The sequence below is a fragment of the Sorangium sp. So ce693 genome (assembly GCF_051521375.1).
Taxonomy (GTDB): Bacteria; Myxococcota_A; Polyangia; order Polyangiales; family Polyangiaceae; genus Sorangium; species Sorangium atrum.
The window spans coordinates 357,836-373,602 of sequence record NZ_CP150347.1 but is presented as its reverse complement, the minus strand read 5'-3'; the positions used below and the strand labels follow the sequence as shown (position 1 = coordinate 373,602).

Annotated in this window: 4 protein-coding genes; 1 reads left to right on the top strand and 3 read right to left on the bottom strand. The window is 73.9% G+C overall.

What is annotated here, in order from left to right; genetic code table 11:
- Nucleotides 1-31: 31 nt before the first annotated feature.
- Nucleotides 32-2,314: a hypothetical protein gene (locus WMF14_RS01395; RefSeq protein ID WP_437798404.1), complete on the top strand. Its 2,283-nt coding sequence runs from the start codon at nucleotides 32-34 to the stop codon at nucleotides 2,312-2,314.
- A gap of 113 nt (nucleotides 2,315-2,427) precedes the next feature.
- Here the strand turns inward: WMF14_RS01395 and WMF14_RS01390 are convergent, their stop codons facing one another.
- From WMF14_RS01390 to WMF14_RS01380, 3 genes are all read right to left on the bottom strand, one after another.
- Nucleotides 2,428-3,261, bottom strand: coding sequence for a hypothetical protein (locus WMF14_RS01390; protein ID WP_437798403.1), 834 nt, complete (start codon nucleotides 3,259-3,261; stop codon nucleotides 2,428-2,430).
- Between the two features lie 151 nt (nucleotides 3,262-3,412).
- Nucleotides 3,413-4,405, bottom strand: a complete 993-nt coding sequence (locus tag WMF14_RS01385; RefSeq protein WP_437798402.1) for an aminotransferase class IV — start codon at nucleotides 4,403-4,405, stop codon at nucleotides 3,413-3,415.
- Nucleotides 4,406-4,419: 14 nt separating this feature from the next.
- Complete coding sequence (locus WMF14_RS01380) at nucleotides 4,420-15,639, bottom strand: tetratricopeptide repeat protein (protein ID WP_437798401.1); 11,220 nt, start codon at nucleotides 15,637-15,639, stop codon at nucleotides 4,420-4,422.
- Nucleotides 15,640-15,767: the final 128 nt, after the last annotated feature.

Below are 15,767 nucleotides of genomic sequence, written 5' to 3'. Positions count from 1 at the left end.
CCATCTCCAATATGTCCCCGGGAGCCTCGACATGAGCACAAAGAACGAGAGCGAGAGCACGGAGCGGACCGCCAGCGCAGTGTCCGAAGCTGCGCGCGAGGGCGCCCCCGATGCAGAGAGCGGAGACAAGCCGCGCGCGCGGAGGGTCGTCCGCTCGGCGAGCACGTCCGTCGGCGCGAGCGGCGTGAAGCAGGCCGACGAGCCCTCCGAGGGCGCGTCGGCGCAGCCCGCAGGCGAGGCGCCGCGTCCCTCGTCGAAGGCCGCCGCAAAGGAACCGCAGGGCTCGCTGCTGGACGTCATCGCGCCCCGCAAGCGGCCGGCGCTCGCGGACGCGCCGCCGCCGCCGACGACCGAGGACGCCGCGCCGCCGCCGGCCGCCGCGCCGCGGGTGGTGCGCGACTACCGCGCGCCGAGGCCCGAGCGGCCCGCCGCGGCCTCCGGCGGGCCCAGGCCCGACCGCGGGCCCAGGCCCGATCGCGGCCCGCGCCCTGACCGTGGACCCAGGCCCGACCGCGGGCCGCGCCCCGACCGCGGGCCCAGGCCCGACCGTGGACCCAGGCCCGAGCGGGCCCCTGGAGCGGCGCAGGTGGCAGGCGCAGAGCAGGGCGCGCAGGGCGCGAGGCCCGACCGCGGGCCGCGCCCCGACCGCCCCTGGTCCGACCGCGGGCCCAGGCCCGACCGTGGACCGAGGCCCGACCGTGGACCGCGCCCCGACCGCGGGCCGAGGCCCGACCGCGGCTTCTCGGCGCGGCCGGCTGCAGAAGGCGGGCGGCCGCAGGGCCCCGGGGGCGCCGAAGGACGAGCGCCCGCCGCGGCGAAGCAGCAGCAGAGCGACCGGATGGTGACCGTGGTCGGCCAGGGCGCGGCCGCGACGGTCGTGACGGGCAAGAGCGCCCGGCAGCCGCAGGGCCCGGCCAAGCCGGCGCACCTCCTCTTCGCGCTGCCGGCGGCCAAGGCGAAGCCGGTCGCGACCTCGGACAAGCCGGCGCTCACGGCGCGCGAGGCGCTCGGCGCGCGCACCGCGAAGGCCCAGCAGGCCGCGGCCACCTCGAAGAGCAAGGCCGAGAGCGGCGCCCGCCCTGAAGGCAGCAGCCCGAGCGCCGGGGCGACGAAGGTCGACTTCGACGCCGAGGTGCTCGCGGCGGGCTGGGATCGGGCGCTCGAGGCGCTCAAGTCGGCGGGCGACGCCGCGCCGGCGCTCGTCGACGCCTGGCTCGGCGCCTCCAACGCGGAGGCGATCGCGGCGGCCGCCGAGGCGGAGGACGCCTCCGGCGCGGCGCGCAAGGCGGCGCGGCGCGCGCTCAACGTGCTCAAGTCGCGCGGGGCGACGATCCCGACGCGCCCGCGCGTGGTGCGGCTCGCGGAGGAGCGCGCCGAGGTGGTCGAGGCGACGCTCATCCCGCCCGACTCGAGCGGGACCGAGGCCATCGCGATCACGAGCCGCGACACAAGCGGCCGCTACCGGATCGCCGAGGTGATCGTGCGCGACTCGGTCGGCGTGCTGCACGCCGGCGCGGGGTGGCTCAGCGGCTCGCAGATCAAGGAGGGCCGCGCGCGCGCGTACGAGAACCTGGGCACGGCGCCCGTGCCGGTCTCGCTGGAGTGGGCGCGCCACCGGATCGCGGCCGCGAAGCGGCAGAACGCGGTGTCGGGGCAGGTCGTGCCGCTCGGGTTCGAGGGATGTCGCGATCTCATCGAGCCCGCGCCGGACGCCGAGCCGAGGCACCCGGTGGCGGACCTCGAAGAGAGCCTGACGGACGAGCTGGTGACGGCGCAGATCGCCGGCTCCGCCGCGCTGCACGACGAGCCTGAGTTCCGGCACTGGCTGCCCTCGCGGCCGGCGCTCGACGAGCTCTTGCAGAAGGTCGGCCAGCGGCTCGGGGCCGCCGGGATGCGCGATCCCGGGCTGGTGAACACGGCCCTGCGGGAGGAGATCGATCTCGCGACCGACCGGTTCTTCTCGCCCGAGGTGCGCGGGCAGCTCGCGACGCGGATCCGGAGCAGCGCCGTGTCGCTGCGGGCGCGCAAGGGCGACGCGGCGGCCACCACCGCCCTCGCCATCGCGCGCGCCATCAAGGACGCCGGGCTGATCACCTCGCCGCCGCGGGAGATCCCGTTCCTGGCGGCCTTCTTCCAGAAGGCGCTCGGCGTGCTCGCGCAGCAGGGCGGCGGACAGCTGCGGATCCCGGTCCCGGCCGGCGCCGTCCCGCCTGCGCCCGCTGCGGGCGGCGAGGAGCCCGCCGAGGGCTCGGGCGCCACGGCGCAGGGCGCCGAGGGTTCGGGCGCCGAGGCCCAGCCGTCGACCGGCACGTGATCGAGAGCGCCGGCGTCGCCGGCGCGCCGGCGACGCGAAGCCGGTGACCCAGAGACCAGGAGGCGAGCCCGGGGCGACCCGGCGCTCGCCTCTCGGCTTTTGTCCCGGCGGAGCTACTTCACCGCGATGGTGATGTCACCGTTCTCGGTGAACAGCTCGAGCAGGCCGCCCTCGCCGTCACCCATCGTGTACGACGTCGCGCTGCCCTCGCCGGCCGTGGCCCACGTCGAGGGGATGCCCTGCTCCACGACGTCGCCGTTGAGCGTCTGCGCGGTCATCGTCCCGTCCACCCCGGCCGGCACCGAGAGCTCGATCGCGCCGTTGCCGGAGCTGATCGCGCCATCGGAGCTGCTCCACGCGTCGAGGTCGACGAAGACGTGGCCGTTGTCGGTGGCCACGTCGATGGCGCCGCGCGCGCCGACCACATCGATGCTGCCGTTGTCGCTCACCACGGTGGTGCCGCGGGACGGGGCGCCGTCCAGGTTGACCTCGACGCCGCCGTTGTCCTGCTCGACGCGGAGCCCGCCGTCGAACTCGGCGGGCAGGACGACCTGGATGTCGGCGCCCAGCCCTCCCCACCCGCCCGAGACGCGTCGCGTCGAGATCACGACATCGCCGTCGGTGATCGCGGAGAGCTCGAGGTCGTTCTCGATCTCCTCCACCGCGATCTGGTTCTCGTCCTTCTTGCGCATCGTGAACGGGGAGAAGCTGACCTCGACCGCGCTCACGTCCCCGATACGGACATCGACGTCGCCGTTCTCGCTCACGATGCGGACGCTCTGGGTCGGTAGGTAGTCGACCCGCGCCTTCTCCTTGGTGCCCTCGTAGCGCACGAGGGTCTCGGCGGTGATGGAGTTGTCGTCGATGGTCAGGGCACATCCGGCCGTCGCTGCGGCGGACACGGCGCACACAAGGAAACAGGCGATTCGGAGCGAGCGATTCATCATGGATTCCTCTCGGGCAGATTGTACGGCGGGCGAGTTGCGAGCCCCATCCGACCCGCGCAGGGAACGTGCCGGCCCGTTCCTTGGACGCGCGCTCCGAGCGGCACGTCATGGATCGCAAGATTTCGACGCCGTCGAGCCGGCCGCGGCGGGCTCAGGGCGCCTCCCACGGGAGAGGAATCGCACCAGCTCCCACCCGCTTGCGGAAAGCGGCATGCAGCGCCCGGGTCTTCGGGCCGGGGACACCCGCGCCGATCGTGTGGGCGTCCACGCGGACGACGGGAACGATCTCGCGGAGGCTCGAGGTGATGAACACCTCCTCGGCGGCGAGGAGCCGGGCCATCGTGACCGGCTCGCAGCACACCGGCATGCCGACCTCGCCCGCGACGTGGATCACGTGGGCCCGGGTGATGCCGACGAGGATCCCTGCCTCCTTGGGCGGCGTGATCAGCAGGTGCCCCGGGTCCTCCGCGCCCTCGTGCGCCGCGGGCCGCCGCTCGACAAGGAAGACATTGGACGTCGTGCCCTCCACGACATGACCTGACGGATCCAGGATCAGCGCCTCGTGCGCCCCGGCGGCCCGCGCCTCGCGCAGGGCGAGCAGGCTCTCCAGGTAGTTCGAGACCTTGGCGCCGGGCGCCGCGTCGCCGGCCCGCTGGGTGCGGATCGTGATGGCCGAGATCCCCCCACGGTAGAGTGCGCCCGGCAGCGGCTTCAGCGGCTCGACGAGGATGACGCGGAGGGGCGCGCCCGCGAGCGAGGGATCGAGCCCGAGCGGGCCGCTGCCGCGCGTCAGCATCACGCGGATATAGCTCTCGAGCGGCGCGGCCGAGCTGCCGGCGGAAGCCGAGCCCGGGGCCCCCGCCGAGCCCGCCGTGGCCCCGGCGCTCCCGGCCGCCGTCGCTGCCCGGAGCAGCGCGACGACCTCGCGGCCGAGATCGTCGCGCGGGATCGGCAGGGCGATCGCGATCCGCTCGGCCGAGCGCTCGAGGCGGACGAGGTGCTCTTCCAGAGCGAACGGCTCGCCGCCGTAGGTGCGGATGGTCTCGAAGACGCTATCGCCGTAGAGGAAGCCGCGGTCGTAGACCGAGACCCGGGCCTCCTCCGGCCGGTGGATCACACCATCGATGCTGACTAGCCGCGTCACGCGGCGAGATTACGTCACTTCTTGAGCTGCGCCAGGAGCTCCTTCGCCGGGGCGAAGTCGCGCTCGTTGTCGAGCGCGCGCTCCAGCATCTGGATCGCCTTCTTGTCGTCGTTCTGACGATGGCTGATCACGCCGAGGTAATAGAAGACCTCGCCCTTGCTGATCGGCGCGCCCTCGTCGAGCTTCTGGAGGAGCAGGGCGCGGAAGGTCTTCTGCGCGCGATCGATGTGCGCCGCCTTCGCCGCGTCGTCGCCCGACTCCGACAGATCGAGCGCCAGCACGCCGAGGTCGCGGAGGATGGCGATCGAGCCCGGGTCGATCTTGAAGGCGATGTCGAGCTCGGCGAGCGCCCGCTCCCGCTGCCCCTCGGCCAGGTAGGCCTTGGCGAGGCGGTGGTGGATCGCGGCGAGGTCCTTCGAGCGGCGGCCGCCGTAGGACTCGACGATCTGCTGGAGCGCCTCGGCGGCCTTCTGGCCGCGGCCCGAGGCGCTGTACGCGTCGCACAGCGCGAGCAGGAGCTCGCGGTCGCCCGGCACGAGCTCGGTGGCCTTGACCAGGAGGTCCGCCGCGCGGCCGGGATCGTTCCGCTTCGCCAGGTGGATGCCGGCCGCCTTGCGGTAGAGCGCCACCTTCTCGGCCGGCTGCGCGGCCGCCTCGGCGTCGCCCGTGATGAGATCGGCGAGCTCGGTGAAGGCCTGCTGCTTCTCGTAGAGGGCGAGGAGCTGCTTCCTGATCTCCTGCGCCGACCCGTCCGCCGCGAGCCCCCGCTCGAGCACGCGCCGGACCGCGCCCTCGTCGCCGAGGGACCGGTGCAGATCCGCGAGCCGGAGCGCCGTGGCCACCGCCTCCGCGGCGCGGGCGTCCTCGAGGATCACCTCGAGCCGCTGCGCCGCCTCGGCCTTCTCCCCGCGCTGCTCGTGCAGGCGCGCCAGCGCGAGGAGCGCCCCGTGGTGGCGCGGCTCGCGCTCGAGGACCGCGCGGTAGGTCTCGATCGCCCGCGCCGTGTCGTTCAGCCGCGCCTCGTAGACCTCGCCGAGGCGAACGCTGTACGAGAGCTCCGCAGCGACGTCGCCGCGGTCCTTGGCGCGCTCGATCTGCGTGACGAACAGGTCCGACAGCTCCTGATCGCGGCCGGTCTTCTCGAGCAGCTGCGCGAGCAGGACCGTCGCCTTCTCGTTGTCGGGCTGCTCGTCGAGGACCGCGCGCAGGTGCTCGGTCGCCTCGCTCACCGCGTCGAGCCGCGAGAGGCAGATCTCCGCGCTCTCGAGGCGCAGCGCCGAGCGGGCCTCGGGCGACTCGGCCAGGTCGGTGAGCCGCTCGAGCAGCGCGAGGAGCTCCTTGTGCTTGCCGGCCTTCGCGTAGAGCTCGCGCAGCGCCGTCGCGGCGCGCGCGTCGCCCGGATCCGCCTCGAAGAGCGTCTCGTAGAGCTCGATCGCCGCCGCGTCGTCGCCGAGCCGCTCGCGCGCGACCGCCGCGGCGGCGTGCCGCGCGTCGCGGATGCGCTCGGCCTCGGCGTAGAGCTCGGACTGGCGCACGAGCAGCCGGAAGACCTCCTTGTGGTCGCCCGCCTCCTCCCGCACCTTCGTGAGCTCGGCGAGCGCCCAGGTGTCCCCCTCGTCCGCGGCGATCATCTCGCGCAGGATCGCCTCGACGAGCTCGCGGTCGCCCAGCGCGCGCTCCGCCAGCTCCTTCGCCTCGCGGCGCAGCTCGCCCGCGCTCCCTTCCATGCCGTCGAGGGCGGCGATCCGGCGCAGCGTGCCGATGAGGTCGCGCTCGCGCCCCGGCGCCCGCTGCAGCTCCTCGATCGACCGCAGGATGTGCTCGCTCGTGGGATCGTGCGTGAGCGCCGCCTCGTACGCCGCCTCGGCGGCCTTGGCGTCGCCCACCTTGTTCTTCTGCCACTCGGCGATGCGCATCCAGAGGTCGCGCGCCGTGTCGCCGTCGAGCTCGGTCCCGGCCCGCACCGCCCGCTCCAGGGCGGAGGCGGCGCTCGCCCAGCCGCCCGTCAGCGGGGCCAGGCGCTCGATCTCGCCGAGCACGTCGGGGTCCGACGGGTCGTCGGCGAGCGCCTTCTCGAGGGTCTCCAGCGCCGCCCTCGGGTCGTTCGAGCGCACCTCGAGCACCTTCGCCAAATCGAGGCGCATGCGGATCCGCTCGGCTCCGCCCGGCGCGAAGCGGATGCGCTTCTCGTAGAGGCGCGCCAGCGCGGCGTTGTCGCCCCGCGTCCGGTAGACGCCCTCGAGCGCCTCGGCCGCCTCATCGAAGAGCGCCGGGTCCTCGGTGAGCGCCTCGAGCGCGCCGCTCGCCCGCTCGTGATCGACCGCGCGATCGAGCGCCTGCCGCAGGGTGTTCAGGCCCTGGGGCTTGTCGCCGAACGACCCGATCTGGATCACCGCGAGCCGGTAGAAGAGATCCGCCTGGTCGCGATCGCCGGGCGTGACCGCGACGCGGCGCTCGAGCACGTCCGCGAGCGCCCGCTCGTCGCCGAGGCGGCCGTAGAGCCGGTCCAGCGCCTCGAGGAGCTCCGGCGTGTCGCCCGCGTGCTCGACCGCCTTCGCGTAGGCCTGGGCGCTGCGCCGGTCGTCGCCGAGCTTCTCCTCGGCGATGCGGCCGATCCGCAGGAACAGGTCCTTCGCGATCGTCGCATCGAACGTCGCCGCGGCCCGCTGCGCGAGCGCGTCGCAGTAGCGGCCGAAGCCGTCCGTGCGCTCCGCGAGCCGCTCGATCTCGCCGTGCAGCGACGCGTCGTCCGGCGCGTCCTCCAGCGCGCGGAGCAGCGCTTGCTCCGCCTCGAGCGGGCGGCCGAGCTGCACGTCCTGCACGAGGGCGATCGCCCGGAGGGTCGCGGCCCGATCGGCCGGCTCGGTCTGCGCGCGCAGGCGCAGCTCGAGCGCGGCCGCGAGCTCCTCGTGGCGCCCGGCCGCGCGGAGGACGGGCTCGAGCACCTCGGCGGCGTCGAGCCGCAGCTCCTCCCGGCCCTCGCCGATGGCGCGGACCGCCTGGATCGCGTGGTCGTTCACCGCGTCCTCGTCGAGGACGAGCCGGTACTGCTCGATCGCGTCGCTCGGGCTCTCGAGCTCCCCCGCGTAGAGGTCGCCGATCGCCGTCCGCAGCTTGATGCGCGCGTCCCTGTCCGCAGCGGCGCTCGCCTGGAGCATCAGGTTCGACAGGAGCTCGTCCCACATCCGCTCGGCCCGGTAGAGCCGCTCCAGCGAGGACAGCACCGCCGGATCGCCCTGCTTCGCCTCGAGCGCCGCGTTGAGCGCGGCGATGGCGTCGCGCGGGCTCGAGAGATCCCGCTCGTAGCGCTCGGCGGCGCGCACGTTGAGGTCGTAGCGCAGCTCCTCCTCGTCGGGGCCCGCGAGCTCGACGCGCCGGCCGTAGAGCTCGACGAGGCGGCTCGCGGCGCCGCGCGGCTCGTGCAGCTCGATGAGGGCGTCGATCGTCATCGCGCTCTCCGGATCGAGCTCGAGCGCCCGCTCGTACGCCTGGATGGCGCCCTCCGTGTCCTCGAGCATCTCGAGCTTGGTCTCGGCGATGCGCCGGCAGATCGAGGCGTTCTCCTCGTCCGACGCCATCTCGCTCTTCTTCTCGAGGACGGAGATGAGCGTGTCCCAGTCGCTGAGCAGCACGGCCAGGGTGTCCATCTGCTCGAGCGGCTCGGGATCGCTCGGGTCGAGCGCGGACAGCCGCGCGTAGGCGCGGAGCGCCCGGCGCGGGTCGTCGATGCGCGTGTCGTAGACCTTGGCCAGCGACGAGAGCAGCTCGCGCTTCGTGAGCTCGTCCGACGTGGTGGTCACCCCCGCCTCGAGGCTCTCCGCGAGCTCCTCCCAGGCGCCGAGCTGCTCGGCGAGCCGCTCGAGCTCGCCGCGCGTCTCGCCGTCGTCCGGATCGAGGCCGAACGCCGTCCGCGTCGCGTCGAAGGCGCGCAGCTCGTCGTTGCCGCGCGTCTCCCAGAGCTTCGCCGTCTCCCGGAGCACCGCGACCTTCTCGCGCGCGTCCGAGGCGAGGCCGAACCGCTCGTCGTTCAGCCGCACGAGCTGCCGCCAGTCGTCCGCCCCCTCGTAGAGCGGCCCGAGGATCTCGACGACCCGCGCCTTGTGCTGCGGGTCCTGGATGAGGGCCTCGAGCGCCCGGATCGCCTCGGCGTGCGAGGGCACCTCGCCGACGATCGCCTCGAGCTGATCGATCGCGCCCGAGGTGTCCTCGAGCCGCGTGCGCAGCAGCGCCGCGAGCGCCAGCCGGTAGGGCGCCGCCCGCTCGCCGTTCGGGGCCGCCTCGGCCCGGCGCAGGTAGAGGTCGGCGAGGTCCCGCGGCCGGTCGAGCTCGCGGTAGAGCTCCGTCAGCGCGTCGAGCGCCCGGGCGTCGTTCTCGTCGACGTCGAGCGCCGCGCGGTACGTCTCGATCGCGAGCGCGGGCTCGCGGAGCTCCGTCCGCTCCAGGCGCGCGATCGTGTGGAGGGCGTCGAGCCGGTCCTCGTCCTTCCGGTAGTCGAGCGCCGCGCGGTAGAGCTGGATGCGCTCGGCGTGGCGCCCTTCCTTGACGAGCAGCGCGTCGATCGCGTCGAACAGCTCGCGCGAGTCCGGCTCGAACTCGTGCGCGCGCCGGTACCACCGCAGCGCGTCGGCCACGTCGCCGAGCTGGGCGTAGAGCTCGCCGGTGCGCCGGCTGAGCTTCGCGCTCGACGCGTCGTCCGAGGTGAGCTCCCCGAGCTCCGCGGCGTAGATCTCCGCGAGCCGCCGCTCCGCGCTCGCCACCTTCGCGAGCCGCTCGAGCTCCGCCCAGACCCCCTCGTCGGTGAGGTCCTCGTGGAGGAGCTTCGCCACCGTCTCGAGCGCCGCGCGGTAATCCTCGAGCTGCTCCTCGTGCAGCGTCGCGAGCCGCTGCAGCAGATCGCGGCGCTCGACCGGGTCCTGGCTCGCGGCGAGGCGCGCGTCGAGCGCGATCTTCACCCGGTTCCAGTCCGCCCGGCGCAGGTACACCGGCTCGAGCATCTCCCCGGCGCGCGCCCGGTGCTCCGCCTCGGCCGAGCCCTCGAGGATCGCCTCGAGCAGCGAGACCGCGCCCTCGTGCGCCGGATCGGTGAGCAGCGCCTCGGAGAGCTCGTCGAACGCGCGCTGCAGGTCCTCGGTGTGCCGGTGCGCGACGAGCGCGATCTTGACGTGCAGCTCGGCGAGGTCGCCGGCGCGCACGTCGAGCTGCCGCTCGTAGAGCCGGATGAGGTCCTGGAAGCGCCCCGCCTCCCGGTAGAGGCCGTCCAGCGCCGCGATCGCGTCCGGGTGGAGCGCGATGTCGAGGATCGTCTCGTAGGTCGCGATCGCGCCGGCCTGGTCCCCGAGCGGGCCCCGCTCGAGCTCGGCGATCCGGAAGAGCAGCCCCGTCTTCTCCTCGTCGCTCTCGGCGTGCTCGACCCGGAGCTTCAGGATCTCGAGCAGCCGCCCGGCGTCGCGCGCCTCGCCGTAGAGCTCCTCCAGCGCGATCATCGCCCGCCGGTCGTCCCCGCGGGCCTCGAGCGCCTTCTTGTACTGCTCGACCGCGAGCTCGCGGTCGTCGAGCTTGTGCCGCGCGAGCTCGCCGACCCGCAGCCGCACGTTCTGCTGCACGTCGCCGTCGAGGATGTCCGGCGCGATGCGCTGGAACAGCTCGCACACCTCGGACCAGCGCCCGGTGGCCTCACCGAGCCGCTCGACCGTGGCGATCCACGTCGTCACCTCGGGCTCGCCCGCCGCCTCCCGCACGCCGCGGAGCGCGTAGCCGAACGCCCGCGACGTGTCGCCGAGCGGCCCCTCCGCGGTGCGGAGCGACTTCTGCAGGGTGGCGAGCCGCTCGCTCGGGAGATCCGAGGTCTCGACCTTGATCTCCAGGACCCGGAGGAGGCGCTCGGCGTCGCCGTCCGCCTCGTAGAGCGGCTCGAGCGTCTCGGCCGCGTCCCGCCGCGCGTCCTCCCGCTCGAGCATCGCCTCGAGCGCCGCGCGGCAGCGCGCGTTCGACGGGTCGAGCGAGAGCGCCTGGCGGTACGCCTCGAGCGCCCCCGTCGCGTCGGCCTGGTGCAGCCGCCGCACGTCACCGAGCCGGGCCAAGAGGTCGAGCCGGGCGGGCGTCTCCACCGCGAGGGACAGGTCCACCTCCAGCGTCTCGGCGAGGTCGACCCACCGCTCGTCGAGCTCGTAGAGCTCCTCGAGGGCCGCGAGCGTCGGGCGCTCGGGGCCGAACTCGTCGAGCACCGCGCGCCACGCGTTGATCGCCTCGGGCACGTCGGCGAGCTTCTGGGCGAGCGTCTCGGCCGCCTTGGTCATGGCGCGCCGCCGCTCCTCGGGCTCCGTCGTCGACTGCTCGCGCGCCCGGAGCACGGAGACGAGGTCCCGCCACTGCGACGTCCGCTCGTAGAGCCGCTCGAGGGCCGCGAGCGCCGCCACGTCGGCGCCGTCGTCGCCGAGCCGCGCCTGCCAGGCCTCGATCGCCTTGGCCGGGTCGTCCAGCACCGTCTCGTGCAGCGTCCCGATGCGTTCGTAGAGCGACCGCCGCGTCTCGACGTTCTCCTCGAGGCGCACCTCGATCGCGAGCACGCCCGCGAGCGCCTGGTGCTGCTCCTTCGCCGCGTAGATGCGGCCGAGCGCCTGCGCCGCCGGGATCACCAGCGTCGGGTCGGTCGGATCGATGGCGAGCACGCGCCGGTAGACCTTCTCGGCCCGGTCGGCGTCGCCGAGGAGATCCTCGCAGATCCTCGCGACTTCCATCAGGATTTCGCCGCGGATGGTGGCCGTGCCGCACGCGTCCGCGGCCGCCGTGAGCACCTCGGCGACCTGCTCGTGCTCGCCGAGGCGCCGGCCGATCTCGATGAGCCGCTCGCGCGCGGCGAGGTCCTCCGGCTCGAGCGGCAGGAGCTCCGACAGGCTGGCGAACGCGCCGGCGTCGTCCCTGAGCCGCTCGTCCTGGAGCACGCTGACCCGCCGGAGCAGCTCGCGCCGCTCCGACTCGGTCTCGGCGCCCTGGCGCCGGATCTCGAGGACCCGCACGAGCTGCCGGATCTCGTCCCGCGCCTCGTACACCGCCTCGAGCACGCGCGCCGCCCGGAGCCGGAGCGCCCCGATGTCGAGCAGCCGCTCGACGAGCTCGCGCGCCTTCGGGTCGTTCTGGCGGATCCGCAGCACGTCCTCGAGGTGCCCGAGCGACCCCTCGGGCTCGTGCAGCCGGTCGAGGTAGATGCTGCCGAGCGACAGCTTGATCTCGACGCTCTCGGCCTCGGTCGCCGTCTTCAGGCGCTGCTCGAGGAGCGCCGCGAGGTCGCGGAAGCGGCCCTCGCGCTCGTAGAGCTTCTCGAGCGAGTCGAGCGCCGCCGTGTAGAACGGATCGAGCTCGAGGATGCGCTCGTAGTAACCGATCGCCTTGGCCGCATCGCCGATGATCTCCTCGGCGATGAGCGCCACCTCGTTGAGCAGCTCGATGCGCTCGCTCTGGTCCGTCGTGCCCTTCGCGGCGCGGTCATAGAGCTCCTCGAGCTCGCCCCACCGCTCGGCCGCCGTCAGGATCTGCTTCAGCCGCTCGAACGCGCGGTGGTTGTTCGGGTCGAGGCTCAGCACCCGCTCCAGGTAGGGCTTCGCGCCCTCCGGGTCGCCGAGCTGCTCGTCGTGGAGGCTCGCCGCGCGCTCGCAGAGCTCGACCTCCACGGAGCTGCCGAGCACCTTGTCGCCCTCGGTGCGGCCCGCGACGAGGTGCACGCGGTACGCCTCCGCGAGGTCGGTCGGGCGGCCGGCGCGCCGCGACAGCTCGGCGGCGCGGTCCCAGAGCTCGATGTCGTCCGAGAACTCGTGCAGCGCCCGGAGCAGCGCGTCGAACGCCGTCCCGGCCGCGTGCAGCTTCGCCTCCTCGACGCTCGCGAGCGTGAGGTAGAGCTCCCGCCGCCGCGCCGGATCCCGCTCCGACTCGAGGATGACCCGGAGCGCCATGGCCTCGCGCCGGTGGTTGCCCGTCTCGGCGTACTCGACGGCGAGCACCTTGGCCGCGCGCACGCGCGTCTCCGGGCGCTCGACGAGCCGCGAGAGGACGGCGATCGCGTCCGGATCGTGCGCCGCCAGGTCGAGCGCGCGCACCGCCGCCTCGAACGCGTCCGCCGGCCGATCCAGCCGGTCCAGGTAGAGCGTCGCGAGCTCGATCTCGCGGCGCGCCCGCTCGTCGCCCTCGCTGACGTCGCGGTGCGTGGCCACGATCACGGACGCCGCCTCGTACTCGCCCGCGGCGTTCAGGAGGCGCGAGAGCACCCGCAGCGCGTTGATGCGCCCGGGCGTCAGCGCGATGACCTTGCGCAGCAGCTCGATCGCCTTCGCCGGGTCGCCGAAGACCTCCTCCTCGAGCGTCGCCCACTCCTCGAGGATCTCGGCGCGATCCTCGCCCCCGACCTGGCTCGCCCTGAGCTCGAACAGCCACCGCAGATCGGCCTGCCGCTCGTTCGCCCGGAGGAGCGCGTCGAGCGCCCGCACCGTGTCGTCGTCGGACGGGTCGTCCTCGACGAGGCCGCGGTAGACGGTCACCGCCTCGTCGAGCTTGCCCATCTCGCGCGCGTACACCTCGGCGAGCTTCAGCCGCAGCGTGCGCTGCACGTCGGTCGCGAGGTCCTCCGCCGTCCGGAGCCGGCCCTCGACCGCCTCGACGAACGGCCCCCACGAGCCCGCCGCCCGCGACCAGGCCTCGAGCAGATCGAGCCCCTCGTCGTCCGGCTGGAGCTCGTAGGCGCGGCGCGCATAGCCGAGCGCGCTCGGCTTGTCCGAGAGCGGCCCGCCCGTCACCGCCGCGAGCTTGCGCAGCATACCGACCTGCGCCTCGGCGTCGTCCGTCGCGTCGAGGAGGATCTCGTAGAGCGCCGGCAGCCGGGCCCACTTCTCCTCCTCCTCGTAGATCGGCACGAGCGCCGCCGCGGCGCGCGCGTCCTTCGGCGAGACGCTGAGCACGCGCTCGTACGAGCGCGCCGCGCGCTCAGGCGCCTTGAGCTGCTCCTCGAAGATCCGGGCCGCGCGGAAGGAGATGTCGAGCTTCGTCGCCGGGTCGGTCGCCTTGTCCGCCGCGCCCGAGAGGAAGTCGACGAGGCCCTCCCAGTCGTTCTGCGAGGCGTAGAGCTCCTCGAGCCCGTCCCAGTCGCCCGCGGTGAAGTACGCGTCGCGCAGGACGCGGAGCGCGCGCGCGTGCCCCGGCGAGAGCGTGAGCACGCGACGCCACGTCCGCGCCGCCTGGGCCGGATCCTTGAGGCGCTCGGCGTACACCGCCCCGAGCTTCTGCAGCGAGACGAGCCGCGCCGCGTCGTCGGGCGCGAGGTCGACGCGGCGCTCGAGCACCTCGGCGACCGTGGCGAAGTCCTTCTCGCGCTCGGCCTGCTTCTCCAGCGCGTCGAGCACCCCGGGGGCGCTCGGGTCGAGCTCGAGGATCCGCTTCTGCAGCGCGATCGCGTCCGCGCCGCGGTCGAGCCGCTCGGCGGCGAGCTTGGCCATCTCGCCGAGGAGCTCGATCTTCGCGGCACCCTCGGCGCCCTCGAGCTTGCGCTCGTAAAGCGAGTAGAGCTGCGGCCAGGCGCGCCGCTTCAGGTACAGCTCGCGGAGCTTCTGCTGCGCCTCCTCGTCGATCGGCTCGACCGTGAGCAGCGCCTCGTACGCCGCGATGGCGTTCTGGACGTTGGAGAACTGGTCGAACCAGCGCCGCGCGACCGCGCGGTAGAGCCCCGCCTTCTCGGCGGGGCTCTCGGTCAGCTCGGCGAGGCGCTGCTGGTACGAGAGCAGGTCGCGCCAGCGCCCGAGCGACTCGTAGATGCGGGTCAGCTCCCGCACGGCGTCGACGTCCTTGTCGTCGAGCTGGACGATCTGGGTGAGGACCGTGACGAGGGCCGCGTCGTTCTTGGCGCGATCGCGGTAGATCGCGGCGATCTCGCGGAGCACCGCGACCCTGCCGGCGACGTCGTCGGCGGGCGTGCGCTCCAGGTCCTGCCGGTGGAGCTCGACGAGGGCGTTGTACCCCTCGGTCTGCAGGTAGAGGCGCTTCAGGGCGTCGCGCGCCTGGCGGTTCTCCGGGTCGGTCCGGAGCACGGACTTGTACTGCTCGATCGCCTTGGCGGCGTTCTCCTGCGACTCCGCGAGCCGCGCGAGCTCGGTGGCGATGGCGCGCTTCTCGGGGCCGTCGGGCACGGCGCGCTGCGCGTCCGTGAGGATCGTCGTGAGCCGCGGCTTGTCGCCGCGCTGCTCGAGGACCTCGCGGTAGAAGTTGAGCATCCCGGCGTGCGCCGGGTCGGCGCGGCGCACGCGGTCGAAATAGGGCTCGGCCGCCTGGGGCTGGCCGCGCATGCGCCAGTGGACCATGGCGATCTGCACGAGCATGCCGAGCTCCTCGCCGGGCTTCACGCCGCCGCTGCGGAGCTGGTCCTCGTAGAGGGCGACGAGGCGATCCCAGTCGCCCGCGGCGGAGTACGCCTCGGTCAGGAACGAGAGCGCCTCGGGCTGGCCGGGCGAGAGGTCGAGCAGCTCCTCGTACGCCGCGACAGCGCGGCCCGGATCGCTCAGGCGGGCCTTGATGGTGCGCGCCGCGCGGACGGCCGCCGCGATGCGGTCCTCCTTGAGCTGGGCCTCGCCCTTGACGATCGACTGGACGCGGACGACGGCGTCCCAGTCCCCCGCGGTGGAGAAGGCGATCTCGGCGAGGTTGGCCGCGCGGAGGTTCTTCGGGTCGAGCTTCAGGGCGAGCTCGATGAGCTCGGCCACCCGCTCGCCGAGCTCGGCGCGGCCGTAGCGGTAGCCGATGTCGGCCGCGCTCGTGTAGAGCGCGCTCTTGAAGGCGCCGTCGGTCGCGCCCTCGGCCTCGGCGACGTACCGGTCCACGAGGTCGCGCCACCGCTCGCGCTTCGAGGCGTCGGTCTCGAGCGCCTCGGCCGCGGCGTCGTCGTCGGGGCGCAGCTCGAGCAGCCGCTTGTAGGCGGCCGCCGCGCGGTCGACGTCGATGAGCTCCTCGTGGTAGACGCGGGCGAGCTCGGCCTGCATCGCGGGCTCGACGGCGCTGCCTGCGGCGAGGGCGATCTCCAGCTCGAGGAGACGGGCCACGGCCTGCCATTCCTTCCGCTGCTCATGCCGCCCGCGCGCCGCGCCGAGCAGGCGCTCGACGTCCCCGGGGCCCGCGCCGTTGTTCGGAGCGGTCACGGCCTCCGCGAGCTCGTTCCAGGCTGCCTCGTTTTCGGGCTCATCCTGCAGACGCCCAAGGGCCATCCGAATCGTCTCAACGCTCATCGTATCTCCGCGGACCTCGCGAATTCGGTCCGGTCCGTTCACGGGCCGGGCGAAGATAGCCGGGCGGACGATGCGGTTTCAAGGTTCCTCGCCCCCGCGGGCCTGGA

Coding starts and splice junctions, on each gene's coding strand:
- WMF14_RS01395 (WP_437798404.1), top strand. CDS start 32: ATGAGCACAAAGAACGAGAGCGAGAGCACGGAGCGGACCGCCAGCGCA.
- WMF14_RS01390 (WP_437798403.1), bottom strand. CDS start 3,261: ATGATGAATCGCTCGCTCCGAATCGCCTGTTTCCTTGTGTGCGCCGTG.
- WMF14_RS01380 (WP_437798401.1), bottom strand. CDS start 15,639: ATGGCCCTTGGGCGTCTGCAGGATGAGCCCGAAAACGAGGCAGCCTGG.